At 71.6% G+C, this 15,652-nt stretch carries 15 protein-coding genes; 3 read left to right on the top strand and 12 right to left on the bottom strand.

Translation table 11 applies throughout. From position 1 onward, the window contains the following. Positions 1 to 372 precede the first annotated feature (372 nt). Genes ACO0M4_RS36365 through ACO0M4_RS36375 form a run of 3 tightly spaced genes read right to left on the bottom strand, consistent with a single transcriptional unit; the run spans position 373 to position 3,052 of the window. On the bottom strand, positions 373 to 807 hold the full coding sequence (locus ACO0M4_RS36365; protein WP_430375421.1) for an NUDIX hydrolase: 435 nt from the start codon (positions 805 to 807) through the stop codon (positions 373 to 375). Further along, positions 804 to 2,063: a DegT/DnrJ/EryC1/StrS family aminotransferase gene (locus tag ACO0M4_RS36370; protein ID WP_430375422.1), complete on the bottom strand. Its 1,260-nt coding sequence runs from the start codon at positions 2,061 to 2,063 to the stop codon at positions 804 to 806. The genes ACO0M4_RS36365 and ACO0M4_RS36370 overlap by 4 nt, the downstream gene beginning before the upstream one ends. Then, the gene (locus ACO0M4_RS36375) at positions 2,060 to 3,052 is read right to left on the bottom strand and encodes a Gfo/Idh/MocA family protein (protein ID WP_430375423.1); all 993 of its coding nucleotides are present in this window, start codon (positions 3,050 to 3,052) and stop codon (positions 2,060 to 2,062) included. Before ACO0M4_RS36375 ends, ACO0M4_RS36370 begins: the two co-directional genes overlap by 4 nt. 155 nt (positions 3,053 to 3,207) lie before the next feature. On the opposite strand from ACO0M4_RS36375, the gene ACO0M4_RS36380 reads away from it, so the two are divergent. Continuing rightward, the gene (locus ACO0M4_RS36380) at positions 3,208 to 4,521 is read left to right on the top strand and encodes a helix-turn-helix transcriptional regulator (RefSeq protein ID WP_430375424.1); all 1,314 of its coding nucleotides are present in this window, start codon (positions 3,208 to 3,210) and stop codon (positions 4,519 to 4,521) included. Between the two features lie 110 nt (positions 4,522 to 4,631). Here the strand turns inward: ACO0M4_RS36380 and ACO0M4_RS36385 are convergent, their stop codons facing one another. The 8 genes from ACO0M4_RS36385 to ACO0M4_RS36420 all read right to left on the bottom strand — a co-directional run bounded on the left by ACO0M4_RS36385 (position 4,632) and on the right by ACO0M4_RS36420 (position 12,992). Beyond that, complete coding sequence (locus ACO0M4_RS36385) at positions 4,632 to 4,757, bottom strand: hypothetical protein (RefSeq protein WP_430375425.1); 126 nt, start codon at positions 4,755 to 4,757, stop codon at positions 4,632 to 4,634. 238 nt (positions 4,758 to 4,995) lie between these two features. Continuing rightward, positions 4,996 to 6,366 (bottom strand): LLM class flavin-dependent oxidoreductase, encoded by a 1,371-nt coding sequence (locus ACO0M4_RS36390; protein ID WP_430375426.1) that lies wholly within the window; start codon positions 6,364 to 6,366, stop codon positions 4,996 to 4,998. Beyond that, positions 6,363 to 7,439 carry an LLM class flavin-dependent oxidoreductase gene (locus ACO0M4_RS36395; RefSeq protein WP_430375427.1) on the bottom strand — a complete coding sequence of 359 codons (1,077 nt, stop codon included), beginning with the start codon at positions 7,437 to 7,439 and terminating at the stop codon, positions 6,363 to 6,365. The genes ACO0M4_RS36390 and ACO0M4_RS36395 overlap by 4 nt, the downstream gene beginning before the upstream one ends. Before the next feature lie 41 nt (positions 7,440 to 7,480). Further along, the gene (locus ACO0M4_RS36400; protein WP_430375428.1) at positions 7,481 to 8,449 is read right to left on the bottom strand and encodes an ABC transporter substrate-binding protein; all 969 of its coding nucleotides are present in this window, start codon (positions 8,447 to 8,449) and stop codon (positions 7,481 to 7,483) included. A 104-nt stretch (positions 8,450 to 8,553) separates the two neighbouring features. Then, positions 8,554 to 9,315 carry an amino acid ABC transporter ATP-binding protein gene (locus tag ACO0M4_RS36405; RefSeq protein ID WP_430375429.1) on the bottom strand — a complete coding sequence of 254 codons (762 nt, stop codon included), beginning with the start codon at positions 9,313 to 9,315 and terminating at the stop codon, positions 8,554 to 8,556. Continuing rightward, positions 9,312 to 10,244, bottom strand: coding sequence for an amino acid ABC transporter permease (locus tag ACO0M4_RS36410; protein WP_430375430.1), 933 nt, complete (start codon positions 10,242 to 10,244; stop codon positions 9,312 to 9,314). Before ACO0M4_RS36410 ends, ACO0M4_RS36405 begins: the two co-directional genes overlap by 4 nt. Then, positions 10,228 to 12,132 (bottom strand): FAD/NAD(P)-binding protein, encoded by a 1,905-nt coding sequence (locus ACO0M4_RS36415; RefSeq protein WP_430375431.1) that lies wholly within the window; start codon positions 12,130 to 12,132, stop codon positions 10,228 to 10,230. Before ACO0M4_RS36415 ends, ACO0M4_RS36410 begins: the two co-directional genes overlap by 17 nt. Next, positions 12,129 to 12,992 carry an amino acid ABC transporter permease gene (locus ACO0M4_RS36420; protein WP_430375432.1) on the bottom strand — a complete coding sequence of 288 codons (864 nt, stop codon included), beginning with the start codon at positions 12,990 to 12,992 and terminating at the stop codon, positions 12,129 to 12,131. The genes ACO0M4_RS36415 and ACO0M4_RS36420 overlap by 4 nt, the downstream gene beginning before the upstream one ends. A gap of 489 nt (positions 12,993 to 13,481) precedes the next feature. On the opposite strand from ACO0M4_RS36420, the gene ACO0M4_RS36425 reads away from it, so the two are divergent. Together ACO0M4_RS36425 and ACO0M4_RS36430 are read left to right on the top strand one after the other, a co-directional pair. Beyond that, positions 13,482 to 13,988 carry a GNAT family N-acetyltransferase gene (locus tag ACO0M4_RS36425; protein ID WP_390019223.1) on the top strand — a complete coding sequence of 169 codons (507 nt, stop codon included), beginning with the start codon at positions 13,482 to 13,484 and terminating at the stop codon, positions 13,986 to 13,988. Then, positions 13,985 to 14,935, top strand: a complete 951-nt coding sequence (locus tag ACO0M4_RS36430) for an ABC transporter substrate-binding protein (protein WP_430375433.1) — start codon at positions 13,985 to 13,987, stop codon at positions 14,933 to 14,935. The genes ACO0M4_RS36425 and ACO0M4_RS36430 overlap by 4 nt, the downstream gene beginning before the upstream one ends. Here ACO0M4_RS36430 and ACO0M4_RS36435 read toward each other — a convergent pair. After that, positions 14,913 to 15,299, bottom strand: coding sequence for a hypothetical protein (locus ACO0M4_RS36435; RefSeq protein ID WP_430375434.1), 387 nt, complete (start codon positions 15,297 to 15,299; stop codon positions 14,913 to 14,915). The two genes, ACO0M4_RS36430 and ACO0M4_RS36435, sit on opposite strands and share 23 nt — an antisense overlap. Positions 15,300 to 15,652: the final 353 nt, after the last annotated feature.

Below are 15,652 nucleotides of genomic sequence, written 5' to 3' on the forward strand. Positions count from 1 at the left end.
GGCAGGGTGCCCGGACTCGACGGTCGGCTACCCCCGGCACCGCAGCCGGCCCGCTCCCGGCGGTGAGGTGTGCGAAGCGGCCCCACCGATCCGATATGATCATCACGCAGCTTCGGCCCGCGGACAGCGGGGGGAAGTCGCGCGTCTGTGGTCCAAGGAAAGACGTCCACCATCCGGTGGGAAATGCAGGTGCAAGGCCTGCCGGGCGCTCCACCAGAAGGTCCCCTCCCCACACGGGGAGGGGACCTTCGCCGTTGGCGCCCGCGCCGTGGCCTGGCGCCGCCGGCCCCGAAACGACTGCGGCCCGGCCCTCGAAGCCATCGAGGACCGGGCCGTACAGCAGAGCCGGGGCGGGGCGGGGAGGGCTCTGGTTCAGGGGGTGATCAGCTTGCGGACTGCGTCGCTGACCTCGGGCAGCTCGTGGGGCAGTGCCCACTGGTGGGCTTCGTGCTCGGTCAGGATGACGGGTTCGGTCTTCTCGACGGTGACCGCGAAATTGAACTGCCTGGTGGTGCCGCCGCGGCTGTCGGGGTAGTCGAAGTGGCCGACGTATCCGCTCACCGTCTCGATGGTCAGGCCGGTCTCCTCGACGGTCTCGCGGTACAGGGCCTCCAGGATGGTCTCCCCGTCTTCGACCTTGCCGGAGGGCATCTCCCACAGACCGCCCATGAAGTCGTCGGGGTTGCGCTTCAGGAGGAGGACCCGGTCAGCGTTGGTGACGACGGCGGCGGCGACGAAACCCGTGATGCCGTCCGTTTGGGCGTTGTTCGCCAGGCTGGCCAGGAACTCGGGGGAGGTAACGGTCATGCCAGCAACTCCTTGTGGTGGTCGCTCACCTTGACGGCCGCGCGGACGTACTGTCCGGCCAGTGCGAGATCCTGCTGACGATGCCAGACCGGCAGCTTGATCGTGTGCTGGTAGGCGTGCTCGGCGACGGGGAAGGAGCCGGCCGAGTACTGGCGGTGATGCTGGTGCGGGTGCCCGGGGAACAGCAGGTCCGGGAGCTGGTAGAGCGGGAGTTCGTGGAGGGGGCGGGTGGAGCCGGGCCGGTCGAACTCAGTCGCGCCCTCGGCGATCAGGGCCTGGTGGAACCGCCCGATGGACAGGCCGCCGAGCTCGTCAGGTCGGTAGGTGAGCGTCAATCCGTACCAGGAGGGGACCACTCCTTCGGGCATCGGCGTGATCTTTAGACCGGGGATCTGGCTGAACTGCTCGGTGAGGTAACGGGCGATCTCGGCCCGGCCCAGGAGGTAGCCGTCGAGGCGGTGGAGCTGGTCGAAGGCGAGGGCGGCGGCCAGCGGGTGGATGCGGAGTTTGAGGCCGGATCCGGTGACCGCGTACCGCGCGAGCGGATGGCCTTCCGGGATCTCAGACTTGCACCGCTTGTTGTAGTGGGCGAACGTCAGCACCCGGTAGTACGTGTCGTCGTCATCGGTTAGGACGAAGCCGCCCTCGCCACCGGACAGAGGCTTGGGGCCGTTGAGGGAAAACGCCGCGCCGAGACCGAAGGTTCCGATCTTCTGGCCGTGGGTGCCGGCGCCGTGCGCGTGCGAGCCGTCCTCCAGCAGCGCCAGGTCGTGGGCCTGGGCGATCGCAGCGAGGACGGCCATGTCGGCCGGGCGGCCCCACAGATGGGTGACCATCAGCGCCCGGGTGCGCGGGGTGATCAGTTCCTCGACCCGGGCCGGGTCGATGTTGCCGTCCGGGCCGGTCTCGCACAGCACCGGCACGGCCCGCAAGTGGAACAGCGGGGAGGCGGTGGCGTGGAAGGTCCACGCGGGCACGATCACCTCGTCCCCGGCCGTGATCCGGGCGGCCGAGTAGAGCGCGTGCAGGGCGGCGGTGCCGGAGCTGGTGGTGATCGCGTGCCGCACGCCGAAGTACGCCTTGAGGCCGTCCTCCAGCTCGGCGACGATGCCGGACCGGCTGGGGAGGGAGACGGCGGTGTCCAGCTGGGCGGCGACCTTGGCCCGGGTGGTGTCGTCGATCGGCGGCCACCCGAAGTGCGGCCCGGTGGCGGTCACCGCGGGTTCGCCGCCGAGCAGGGCGAGGGTGGAGGTCACAGCATCCCCTTCGGGTCGATGTAGCGCCCAGCCGCCTTGGACTCGTAGCAGGAGGCGATGAAGGCGGCGTGGGCGAGGTGCTGTTGGGGGCCGGAGGCGTTGGGGCATTCGCCGTCCAGGACTCGGCAGAAGTAGTCGATCTGTGCGGTCGCCGTGCTCGCCGGCGCGAGCGGGCGGGTCAGCTCCTCCACGACAGTTCCGCCCAGGTCGAGCCGCTTCAGGTGGCCCTTCGTCAGCAGGACCGAGCCGCGGGTGCCGACGATGTGCAGCCTTTCGGTCTTCGGGGCGGCCCACCGCGACAGCAGGATCGCGCCGTACAGGTCGCAGTCGTAGCCGAGCTGGATGACGGCGGTGTCCTCCGCGTCGTAGCCGGCCTCGGGCAGGGCGGTGGTGGAGAAGTCGGCGATGACCCTGCTGGGCAGGCCGAAGTACCACAGCAGCAGGTCGATGAGGTGGTAGCCCATGTCGATGATGCAGCCACCGCCTGCCTGTTTGACGTCTCCGCGCCACCCGGCGCCGGGGTCGTCGGTGTGGAAGGTGTACTGGCCGTCGATGAGGAACGGGGTGCCGATCTGGTCGAGGAACTGCATCACGCTGGTGTAGATCGGGTTGAACCGCCGCTGGAGAGTGACCATCAGCTCCACCTGGCCGGCCTGGCAGATCGCGGCGAGCTCGCGGGCCTCGGCGAGCGAGGTGGCGAACGGCTTCTCCTTCAGGACGTGGACGCCTCGGGTGGAGCACTCCTCGATCACGGCCCGGCCCGCGTGGTGCGGGACGGTGACGATCACGAAGTCGGGCTTCACCGTGTCCAGCAGTTCGTCGGGCTGAGTGAAGGCCGGGACCTGGAAGGATTCCTGACGCTCGCGCAGGATGTCCGGGTTGCTGTCGCAGATGGCAGCCAGCTCAGCCTTGCCAGAGCCGAGCAGGCCGGGGAGGTGGTCTTCGAGCGCCTGGTGGCCGAGACCTATGACCGCAGCGCGTCGCTTCATGGGCGCACTCCTTCCGCTTCGCGAGGGAACCTGTCGATGCGTGTCGAGTACAGCCCAACGGACAGTCACCAAACAGGCGTTGTCTGTAGTCCCGCGGTTGTCCCACCCTCGCGCACAGTAGGCTCCTGGTCACTGTTGATGATGGGATTGGCCCCGTGGACGACCCGATCCGGCATCCCCTCGCCTTCGCACGCGAACTGCGCGGCTGGTCCCAGGGCGACCTCGCCGCCCTCCTCGACCGCGTCGCTCGCCGCCGCGGGCTCCGCTCCGGCGCCGACAAGACGGCGATCAGCCGGTGGGAGCACTGGCGCAAGACGCCCAACCTCGAATCCCAGCTGCTGATCGCCGAAGCCTTCAACGTCCCGGCCTCAGACATGGAGGCGTACGGCTGGCCCTACTGGCTACCCGGACGCGACGCACCACTGCCGCTGGGGTCGGGCTACACCGTTCAAGCACTCCGAGACGCACAGAGAGCCGCCATGGACCGCCGCAGCTTCATGACCTACAGCGCCATCTCACTGGCCGACCTCGCTGCCCAGTGGGCCGCGATCGAACCCGACCGGCTCACCTCAGCCCTCGGCGGGAAGCGGGTCGACAACGAACTTGTGGACTGGCTGGAGGACACCAGCGCGAAGCTCACGGGGCTGCCCACCGAACAGCGGCAACACACGATTCACCTGCTGGACGCTCACCTCGCCACGGTGACCGACCTGATTGAGGACAGCCGCTACAGCGAGAAGACCCGTCAGCGGCTCCTGCTGCTGGCCGCTTCGCTCGCCACCACCTGCGGGTGGTACCGGTTCGACCATGGCCAGCACTGGGCGGCCGGCAAGCTGTGGGGGTCGGCCCTGCAGTCCGCGCACGCCGCCGGCGACCGCGACTTCGGCGCTGGGGCGCTTTCCGACTTCGCCTACCAATCGAACTGGCTGGGTGAGCCCAAGGTCTCCGTGGACCAGCTCGGATTCGCCCTGTCCGGCATCGAGCATCCCACCGCGCGATCCCTGCTCTTCCTGCGTCGGGCCAGGGCCCACGCGGCACTCGGTGACCGCTCGGCCTGCTACCGGGACCTGTCGAAGGCCGAAGCCGCTCTCGCCGTCGAGGCCACCGATCCGGCCCCGAGCTGGTGTGCGTGGATGGGCCCGGCCGACCTTGCCGTGGACTCCGGCCAGTGCCTTCTTGACCTCGGCCGTACCGACGAGGCCCACGCACGCATGGCCGAGGGCATGACCCTGCTGCCCCGTGCCAGGGACAAGACGCGCGGGATCTTCCTGACCTACCAGGCAAAGGGCTGCCTGCAGTCCAACGACGTCGAGCAGGCGCTTGCGGTCACCAGCGAATCGCTGGACCTGGCCACCCGCATCGGCGCCCCGCGATGCGTCGCACTCGTACGGGAGTTGGTTCCGGCCTTCAAGCGCTACCGCCGGGTGGACGGAGTCCCGGAGTTCCTGGAGCGACTGAAGGCCAGCTGAGCGGGCCAGTCGCCCCCCCCCCCCCGCACGGGCCACCCGTGCGGGGGTTTCCGTTCCACACCGCTCCGGCTTTGCCCAGGCCGGGGCGGAGATGCGTCAACACCGGCCGCTCAAGCGGGTGTTGACTCATCCGACCCGGCGCCCAGGTGACGGCCGACGCCGTCGATGCCGGCGGCCTGGTGCAGATCGGTGTGGGTGTCGATCCCGCCGAAGACTGCTGTCTCGTCTGCTGTCATGCCGGTGTGCGCTGCCCTTCCAACTCTCGCGTGCGGGAGGGCACGCACCGGTCGGGCAGACGGACACGACAGTGAGGGGACCTCTGGCCGGGCTCCTCTTGGGTCACGGTCACCCGGCCGGCACGTGCCGTGTGGCACCGCCCAACGGGCCGACGATTCCCGCGAAGGACAACCGGAGCGTCCGTCAGGTCACGGGCCAGACCCCCGGGCGGCGCCATGGCCGATCCCCACTGCCAGGTCACTCCCTCCGTGCGGGGTGGACCGGATCCGGCAGGTCCAAATGGGAGCGCAGGGTGTTCCCGGTGTATTCCGTGCGGTACACGCCGCGCTCCTGGAGCAGCGGGACGACCCGCGCCACGAACGGGTCGAGCCCACCGGGCGTGAGGTGCGGCACGAGGATGAAACCGTCGGCGGCGTCGCTCTGCACGAAGGCATCCATCTCGCGGGCGACGCTCTCCGGAGTGCCGACGAAGGACTGCCGCCCGGTGGTCTCGATGACGGTCTCTCGGATGGACAGCCCCTTGGCGCGGGAGAGTTCCCGCCACCTGTCGGCGATCGCCTTCGGGTCGGCGATCCGGACCCGGCCCTGGGCCAGCTCGCCGTCCGGGTCCGGATCGATGTCCGGCAGCGGCCCGTCGGGGTCGTAGGAGGACAGGTCCACTCCCCACACCTGCTCCAGCGCGAGCAGTGCGTTCTGCGGGGAGACCTGCTGCCGGCGGATCTCGGCGGCCTGCTCCTGGGCCTCGGCCGGGGTGTCGCCGAGGACGAAGGTGACCCCGGGCATGATCTTGAGGTCGGCGGGTCGCCGCCGGTACGCGGGGAGCCGGCGCTTGACGTCCGCGTAGAAGGCCCGGCCGGCCTCCAGCCCGCTGTGCCGGGTGAAGATCACGTCGGCGGCGGAGGCGGCGAACTCCCGTCCCTCGGCGGAGTCCCCTGCCTGGATGACGACGGGGTGTCCCTGCGGGCTGCGCGGGACGCCGAACTCGCCCCGGACGGTGAAGTGCCGGCCGCGGTGGTCGACCCGGCGCGGCGGCTCGCCGATCGGCCGGGAGTCCCACAACTCCCGTGCGGTGGCGAGGAATTCGGCGGCGCGGGTGTAGCGGTCGGCGCGGTCGAGGTAGCCGCCGCGCCGGAAGTTCTCCCCGGTGAAGGCGTCGGAGGTGGTGACGACGTTCCAGGCCGCCCGGCCGCCGCTGAGGTGGTCCAGGGAGGCGAGCCGGCGGGCGAGTTCGTAGGGCTCGTTGAAGGTGGCGCTGACCGTGCCGGCCAGGCCCAGGCGTTCGGTGACCGCCGCCAGGGCGTTGAGCACGGTGAGCGACTCGGGCCGGCCGAGCACGTCGAGGTCGTGGATCCGCCCCTTGTGCTCGCGCAGCCGCAGCCCCTCGGCCAGGAAGAAGAAGTCGAACAGGCCGCGCTCCGCGGTGCGTGCCAGGTGCACGAAGGACGCGAAGTCGATCTGGCTGCCCAGAGAAGGGCGGGGCGAAACCCCTCCCGCCGGGGTGGTGGTCGGGCGACGGGTGGGCGGATCCGCCCAGACGGTGGTGTTGTTGACGCCGGGGAAGTGCGCGGCGAGGTGGATCTGCTTGCGGGGACGGGGTTCCGGGCTCATCGACTGGCCTCCCGGGCGCGGGCGTAGATGCTGGCGGGGCGCGGCAGTCCGAGGTGCGCGCGCAGGGTGGTGCCCTCGTAGGAGCGGCGGAGCAGTCCGCGTTCCCGTAGGAGCGGGACGGTGCCCTCGACGAGTCGGGGCAGGTCCCGGTCGGGATCGGCGGGGCGCAGGTGGAAACCGTCGGCCGCGCCCTGGGCGAACCAGTCGCCGAGCAGGTCGGCGAGCCCGGCGGCGTCGGCCGGGGAGTGGAGCTCGACCGGCAGCGAGGCCAGCACCAGCAGCCGGTCGGGGTCGCGGCCGTGGGCCAGGGCGCGGGCGTGTAGTTCGGCGCGGGCGGCGCCGGCGGTCTGCGGGTCCTCGGCGCGGACCAGTGCGACATCGGCCCGGGCGGCGGCCACCTCCCGGCGGGCCGCCGCTACCTCGTCGGCTCCGTCGAAGCCGGGGGGACCCCCGTCGTCCGGCCCGCCGGTGTCCCCGGTCACCTCGACGACGGTCACCGGGCGGCCCTGCGGCGGCCGGGGCACGATGGACGGCCCCCGGACCGAGAAGGCGCGGCCGGTGAAGTCGACGTGGTGCAGCTTGTCGCGGTCGACGAAGCGGCCGGTGGCCAGGTCGCGGATCTCCGCGTCGTCCTCCCAGCTGTCCCACAGCCGCCCGGCGACGTCGGCGACCTCATCGGCCTCGGGCCAGACCTCGGCGGCCGGGGCGGCCGGACGGCGCCCGACGAGCGCGGCCTCGGCCTCGGTGGTGGACACCTCCACCGTCCAACCGGCCCGGCCGCGGCTGACCCAGTCCAGGGTGGCCACGGCGGTGGAGACGTGGAACGGCTCGGTGTGGGTGGTGGTCACCGTGGGGACCAGACCGATCCGTTCGGTGTCAGGCGCGATCCGGGCGAGCACCGCGAGCGCGTCCGGGCCGGGACCGCCGAAGCGGTCGCCGAGGGTGACGAAGTCCAGGGTGCCGCGCTCGGCGAGCCGGGCGAGGGCGGTGTGGTGGGCGGCGTCGTGGCGGGGCGGGACCTGCGGGGAGTCCAGCGCGACGGCCAGCCGCAGCGGGTGGTGCGGTACGGGCATGGGGTGGGCCTTCCTGTGCGGTACGGGGCCGGGGCGCCGGGTCAGTTGGCGGTCCTGGGCAGGCCGGGCGGGTTGATCCGTGAGGTCGCGACGGCCTCGCCGGTCAGCCCCCAGCGGGCCAGCACCTTGGCGTAGCGGCCGTCGTCGATGACCTTCTGGAGGGCCGCGGCGTACGCCTTGACCAGGCCGCTGCCCTTCCGGGTGGTGGCGGCGATCTCGCCCTGGAGGTGGGCGCCGCCACCGGAGAAGGTGCCGGCGCTCTCGGTCTGGCCGGCGACGCCGACGTGGTAGGCGACGGACGGGTTGGGGCCGAAGTAGCCGTCGATCCGGCCCGATTGGAGCGCGAGGTAGACGTCCGAGGGTTTCTGGAAGTACTTGATGTCCACCGGTTTGCGGCCGGCCTTCTCGTCCGCCTTGCTCCAGTCGAGCAGGATCTTCTCCTGGTTGGTGCCGGAGCTCACCGCGATGGTCTTCCCCGCGACGTCCTGGGCGCCGCGGACCTTCCAGCCGCTGCCCTTCTTGACCTCCATCCCCAGCTGGTCGAGCCGGTAGGTGGCGAAGTCGTACTTGTCCTTGCGCTCCTCGGTGACGGTGACGTTGCTGAAGACCGCGTCGAGTGTGCCGCTGTCCAGGCCGACGAAGAGGTTCTCCCAGGACAGCGGCTCGAAGTGCGGCTTCAGTCCGAGGGTGTCGGCGACGAGGGTGGCCAGGTCCTCCTCGACGCCGATGAGGGTCTTGTCGTCGGTGGCGTAGAAGCTCAGCGGGGGGCTGCTCTCGGCGCCCACGCCGATCCGCAGTTCGCCGGTCTCCCGGACCCGGGCGGGCATCAGCGCGGCGCTCTTGGGGTCCTTGGTCCCGCGGATGCGGTGCTGCTCGGGGCCGATGTTGATCTTCGGGCCGTGGTTCCCGGCGCTGACCTCCGTGCTCGCCGCATCGCCGGAGCCGCAGGCGGTGAGCAGGACGGAGCCGGCGGCGAGGGCGAGGGCGGCGGCGAGCGTACGGCGGATCACGGGGGGTCTCCTCGACGGCGGTACGGGGACGGCGGGTGCGGCGTACCCAGGGGGCGCGGTGGGCACGGTGGGTGCGGCGGGCACGGTGGGTGCGGCGGGCACGGTCAGAGCACCTTGGAGAGGAAGGACCGGGTCCGCTCGTGGCGCGGGTGGTCGAGCACCTGCCCGGGCGGGCCCTGCTCGACGATCCGCCCGCCGTCCATGAAGACGACGGTGTCGGCGACCTCGCGGGCGAAGCCGATCTCATGGGTGACGACGATCATGGTGGTGCCCTGGTGCGCCAAGTCCCGGATGACGTCGAGGACTTCGCCGACCAGCTCGGGGTCGAGCGCCGAGGTCGGTTCGTCGAAGAGCAGCAGGGTGGGCTCCAGGGCCAGCGCCCGGGCGATGGCGACCCGCTGCTGTTGGCCGCCGGAGAGCTGTTTGGGGTAGGCGTCCGCCTTCTCCGTCAGGCCGACCCGGGTGAGCAGGCGGCGGGCGGCGGCCTCGGCTTCCTTGCGCGGGCGGCGTTGTACGGCGATCGGGGCCTCGACGAGGTTCTCCAGCACCGTCAGGTGCGGGAAGAGGTTGAAGTTCTGGAAGACGAAGCCGATGCCGGTGCGCTGTTTGAGGACCTCCCGTTCCCGCAGCTCGTACAGCCGGTCGCCGGACCTCCGATAGCCCACCAGCGCCCCGTCGACGCTGATCCAGCCGCTGTCGACCTTCTCCAGGTGGTTGATGGTGCGCAACAGCGTCGACTTGCCCGAACCGGACGGCCCGAGCACCACCGTCACCTCGCCGGCCGCGACCTCCAGATCGATGCCGCGCAGCACCTCGGTGGCGCCGAAACTCTTGTGGACGGACCGGATTTCCACCATGGCGCTCATCGCGCGACCCCCTTGGCGTAGTGACGTTCGACGTAGTGCTGAAGGACGGAGAGCACGGTGGTGAGGAGGATGTACCAGGCGGTGGCGACCATCAGCAGGGGCACCACCTGGCCGTTCCGTCCGTAGATGACCTGGACCTGGTAGAAGAGTTCGCCGATCGCCATCACCGAGACGATCGAGGTGCCCTTGAAGAGCGAGATCACCTCGTTGGTGGCGTTCGGCAGGATCGAGCGCATCGCCTGCGGCAGCACGATCCGGCGGAGTCGGCGCAGCCGGGGCAGCCCGAGCGCGGCGGCGGCCTCCAACTGGCCGGCGTCCACGGCCTGTACGCCGGCCCGGACGATCTCGGCGGCGTAGGCGGCCTGGTGCAGCGCCAGCCCGAGGACCGCCGCGCCCATCGCGCCGACCAGTCCCATGGTGTCGAAGTGGAAGAAGCCGGGGCCGAACGGGATCCCGAAGTCCAGCCGCTTGTAGAGGTAGGCGAGGTTGAACCAGAACAGCAGCTGGACGATGAGCGGGATGGAGCGGAACGCCCAGATGTAGCCGAACGCCACCCAGCGCAGGAACGGGCTGGCGGACAGCCGCATCATGGCCAGCACCAAGCCCAGCGCGAAGCCGAGGGCGGTGCCGTAGACGGTCAGTTGGAGGGTGACCCAGACCGCCTTCAGGATCGTTCCGTTGGCGAAGAACCGCGCGAACACCCCCCACTGCCATGCCGGGTTGGTGATCAGGCCGTGCGCGAACTGGACGAGCAGCACCGCGGTCACCGCGACCCCCGCCCAGCGCCAGGGGTGGCGCACCGGGACGATCTTCAGCGCCGCCGGGTCGTCCGCCTCCGGTGGCCCGGCGCGCTGCGGGACGGGGCGGCCGGCCGCGGCGGATCCGGCGGGGGGCTCACGGGTGACGGCGGAATCACTGGTCAGCGGCATCGTCAGTCCTCGGGGTGAGTGCGGGGACCGGTACCGGTGGGGCGGTGCGGTCGCGGAGGAAGGTGAGCAGCGCCCGCGCGGTCGCGTCGTTCTGCCGGAAGGCGGGCGCGTTGGTACGGGGACGGGTGAAGGCGCCGCTGCCGCGGGCGTCGGTGTACGGGCCGAGGGCGAACCGGCGCGGGTGCGGGCGGCCGGCCCGGTCCAGGACCCGGCCGTCGGCGGGGTCGACGGCCAGCAGGCCGCCGGCCGTGGCGCGGGCGCCGTCGGCGTGCAGCGCGGCGAGCAGCCGGTCCCGGGTGCGGGCCACGGTCGGTTCCGGCAGTCGCGCCTCCACCAGGGCCCGGACCTCGGTCCACTCCCCCGGCAGGCTGGTGGACCCGGCCCGGAACACCCCGCGGGCCTCGTCGGCGGTGACGGTGAGCCCCGCGCCCAGGAAGCGCACCACCCCGGCCCGGGAGAGCGCCAGCAGCTGCCGCAGCCGGGGCCCGGGCGGCCCGGAGGCGAGGAAGCTGAAGAAGCCGTGCCACCAGGGCCCGTGGTCGCCGAGCCGGATCAGCTGACCGTAGACCGACAGCAGCGCGAGGAAGACCGCCAGGTCGGGGCTGTGCCCGGGGTCGTGGCGGCGGGCCAGGTCGGCCTCGATGTAGCCGCGCAGCCCCGCCTGGAGGGCCGCGCCGTCGGCGTAGCGGATCCCGTCCAACGGGTGGTCCAGCGCCTCCAGGTCGAGCCGGTCGGCCGGGTCGGGGACGGCGGCGGAGACCAGGGCCTGGAGGGCGGCGCTGCCGGGGTCGGCGGCGGCGTACTTCTCCTCGAAGTCCGGCCATGCCATCCGGGTGCGCGCGGCGTGCGCGGTGAACAGCCGGTGGTAGTGGGCGAAGCCCAACTCCTTGTCGATCAGCGGCCGGACGTCGCGCGGGAAGTCGATCCCCCCGGGCCGGGCGAGCAGCGCGTCGACCTCGGCCGGGCCGAAGAACCGCGGCAGCGGCGGCCGTGCGCCGGACGGCGGGTAGCCGATCTTGGAGTGGTAGGGGACGCCGCGCCGGGACCCGACGTGCAGCACCGGTTCCCGGCCGGAGGGGTGGTAGGTCAGCTCCCCGTCGTCGCCGGTGGTGTACGTCCCGCCGCGCCCCTCGGTCAGCAGCACCATCAGGTCGACGAAGGCCAGCCCGAAGCCGCGCACCAGGACCGGTTCGCCGGGCCGCAGCGCGCTCAGGTCACTGTCGGCGGTGAACGCCGGCGCCAGATACGTCAGCCCGCGCCGGTCCGCGAAGTCCGTCAACTCCCTTTCTTCATGGCCCATTTGGGATTCCAGGTGACCCAACGTCAGCACCACCAGGTCCGCCGGCAGCGGTGCGGCGCGGCCCGCCAACCACACCTGCTGCCGCCCCTCGCGCGTCCCGGAGACCCGCAGCGCGGTCCCCCGGTGCTCATGCACGGTGACCCGGGGCGGCAGCGCGGCCACCGCGTCCTCGTAGACCCAGCGGAGGTAGCCGCTCTGCAGCCGCCGCCCGGCGAAGTCCGTCGGACCCAGCGCCGCCACGTCGCCGGCGAGGCCGGACGGGGCGGTAAGACGCCCGTCCCGCACCGCGCGGGCCCACTCGGCGAGCGAGGGACCGGGCCGCACCGGACCGGCCTGCTCGACGGTCTCGTCGGTGAACATGGTGACGTCCTCGGCCATGGAGTTCATCCACAGCAGCGGGGACTGCGCACGGCGCCAGATCCGGCCGCCGCCGGGCGGATGCGGATCGACCAGGTGCAGGTCGAGGGGCGCGTCGCCGTACAGCTCGGGGGCGTTGGCGGCGATCCGCTCCAGCACTCCGGTGCCCCGCGGGCCGGCGCCCACGATGACCACGGACGGCCGGACCTGGTTCCGCGCGGCCGGGCTCACCGGGCACCGGCCGTCCCGCGGGCGTAATGCCGCTCGATGACGTGCTGGCCGACGCTGAGGACCGAGGTGACCAGGACGTACCAGAGGGTCGCCACCAGCAGCAGCGGGATGACCTGGTAGGTGCGGTGGTAGACCAACTGGACCGAGTAGAGCAGGTCCTGGACGGCGATGACGCTGACGATGGAGGTGCCCTTGAGGGTGCCGATCAGCATGTTCCCGGCCGGCGGCACGATCGACCGCATCGCCTGCGGCAGCACGATCCGGCGCAACCGCCGCCCGGCCCCCAGGCCCAGCGCCTGGGCGGCCTCCAACTGGCCCTTGTCGACGGAGAGGATGCCGCCGCGGACCACCTCGGCGGCGTACGCGGCCTCGTGCAGGGTCAGCCCGATGACCGCGACGGCGACCGGCGAGAGCAGATTGACGGTCTTGACGCCGAGGATGACCGGGTACAGCGCCCCGATGTTGAACCAGAACAACAGCTGCACCAGGATCGGCATCGACCGGAACAGCCAGACGTAGCCCCAACCGATGCCGCGCAGCACGGGGTTGCCGGACAGCCGCAGGACCGCGAGCAGGGTGCCCAGCGCGAAGCCCAGCACCATCACCACGACGGTCAGCCAGAGCGTCAGGCCCAGACCGCGCAGCACGGCGGAGGTCAGGAAGTAGTCGGCGACCACGTCCCATTGGAAGGCGCGGTTGCGGACGACGGAGGTGAGGGCCAGTACCAGCAGGACGAGGAGGACGGCGGCGGCCGTCCACTGGCCGAAGCGGCGGCGCGGCACGATGCGCGGGGCGGGCGGCGCCGGCTCGGCCGGTGGCGCAGCGGCCACGGCAGGGGCGTCGAGGGTGTCGGAAGGCATGCGAAGGCTCCGTGGATACGCGTCAGATCGATCACGGGAGTCGAGCGCCTTCACACAGGCAGAAACGGGCCGCGCCCCTCAGCACGACCGGCCCTTGAGGCTATGGGGTCAACACGGCTTGCTGTCAAGGGCGTCCGGCCCGCCGGCCGCACTCTGAGCGATGGATCACTTCACGGTTGACGCGGAAACGGATGCCTGTTCCACTTAGCCGCATGCATCCATGGCAGCGGCTGGTCACCCGGGACCACATCGACTTCGGTCGCGTGTGGTCGTCTTCCTGTTGAGCTGACCCCCTGCCCCTGAGGCCCGCCGCTCCAGGCCGGGCCGATTCCGCGGTTCTCCTTCCTTCCCGCCGCGCGCCTTCACACCCGCGCCGCCTCCCGGCGCACCCCTCCCTCGCTCTACCCTTTCTCCCGTCTTCGCCCCCCTTTGTTCATCCGGCACGCTCGTACGCCGTCGAGCGCCGCCACTGACCACGGAGGCGCCCCGATGACCGCCGCGCCACGGCCGCCCCGTGCGGGCCGCCTGACGATCCATCACACCACCGTCACCGACCCGCTCGCCCGCCCCCTGTTGGACGAGCTGACCCACGAATACACCACCCGGTACGGCCGGCCCGTCGACCTCGACCAGGAGTACCCGGCCGCGGAATTCGCCCCGCCCGGGGGCGCGTTCCTGCTGCTCCTGGAGGACGGCAGCCCGATCGCCGGCGGCGCCTACCGCCGCTACGCCCCGGACACCGCCGAGCTCAAACGGATCTGGACGCACCACGCGCACCGACGCCGCGGGCTGGCCCGCCGCGTCCTGACCGCCCTGGAGCAGCACGCCGCCGGCCGCGGCTACACCCGGATCCACCTCACCACCGGCCCCCGCCAGCCGGAGGCCAAACACCTCTACCTCGCGGCGGGTTACCGCCCCCTGTTCGACCTGACCGCCGACCCGGAGTCGATCGGCCCGCTGCCGTTCGAGAAGCACCTGGAGATCCCGCGCCCATGACCACCACCCGTACCACCCGCACCGCGCTGCGCACCGCCGCGCTCCTGGTCACCGCGGCCCTGGCGGTCACCGGCTGCGGCGCGGACGGCACGGCCTCCGGCGCCCAGGACGCCGGACCGGCCGCGAACGCCGAGGTCCCCACCACCGACGTGGTCTCCGCCGTACGGAAGGACCCGGCCGCCGCCGGGCTGCTGCCCGCCGACGTCCGCGCCCGCGGCACCCTCGCCCTGGCCAGCAGCGTCGGCACCCCACCCGGCGCCACCTACCTTCCCGACGGCAAGACCTTGGCCGGCCAGGACATCGACTTCGCGGACGCGGTCGGCAAGGTGCTCGGCCTCAGACTCACCCGGGAGGTGGCCAGCTTCGAGGCGATCCTGCCGGCGCTGGGCAGCGGCAAGTACGACGTGGGCACCGGCAACTTCGGCGTCACCGACGAACGCCGCAAGACCCTCGACTTCGTCACCTACATCAACGACGGCCAGGGCTTCGCGGCCCGCCGGGACAGCCCGCTGAAGAAGATCACCGCTCTGACCCAGCTGTGCGGCCTGACGGTGGCCACCGGCGCCGGCACCACCTTCGAGACCACGCTGGAGGAGAAGGCGCACCTGTGCAAGGACGCCGGGAAGCGGCCCTACGACGTCAAGACCTACGCCGACCAGGGCGCCCTGTGGATCTCGCTCCAACAGGGCCGCAGTGACGTGGTGATGAGCACCATCAACGGGCTGCGCTACGCCGTCACACAGCAGCCGGGGCTGCGCTTCCTCAACGAGTTCAAGCGCCTGGACGTCGGTTTCGCCTTCAAGAAGGGGACACCGCTGGCCCCCGCCTTCCAGGCCGCGGTCAACCGACTGAAGAAGGACGGGACGTACGACCGGATCCTGAAGAAGTGGGGCACCGGCCCCTCGGCCCTGACGACCTCCCGGATCAGCCCGCCGGAGATCCGCTGATCCGGCGGTCCGCCGCCCCGGCCACGGACACCCAAGGGGGCGGGCGGCCCTCCCCCGGCCGGCAGCCGGGGGACCTCCGAGCCCGCCCGCCCACGTAGCCGGTGGTCAGGCCGCGCTCCTTCTGGTGCTCGTGGATGAAGCCCTGGAGCGCGTCGGAGAGGTGGGCGTCGGCCGCGGTGGTGCTGGCGTTCTCGTAGTCGCCGAGCTGTCGGGCGGCGGAGAGGCCCAGGAGCGCCAGGAGTATCACCAGGGCCACCGCGAGGATGCGGATGAGCTTGGCGCGGATGGTGCGGGGCGCCACGACCGTCGCCGTGAACGCCTTGCGGAGGCGCGGGATGCGCTCCTCCGTGATGGGTGTAGTCACGTGCTGATCTTTCGGAGTGAATGTAGAGGAACAGAGGTTTTTCTGTTCCGGTGTCAACGACACTCCGTTGGGCCAGTCACCCGATGATCGGGCCATATCGCGCAGGGTTGCCCAGACCCCGGACATATGCCCTGGTCTCACGCCCGAACCTACTTCGCAGTCGAATCCCTTCGACGCCGTCAACTTGTCGATATCACCGATACGGGTACCGACCGTGATGCCTTTCGTACTGTCAGTTCACCGTCAGGGCACGCGAGCTGACGGCGCACCACCCTCTTTGCACCAGATATGTCACGAACCCCCCGTGCGGCCGCTATCCGCTTGGCACACCCTCGCCCTCATGGACGACGATA

Source organism: Streptomyces sp. RGM 3693 (genome assembly GCF_050471125.1).
GTDB lineage: Bacteria > Actinomycetota > Actinomycetes > Streptomycetales > Streptomycetaceae > Streptomyces.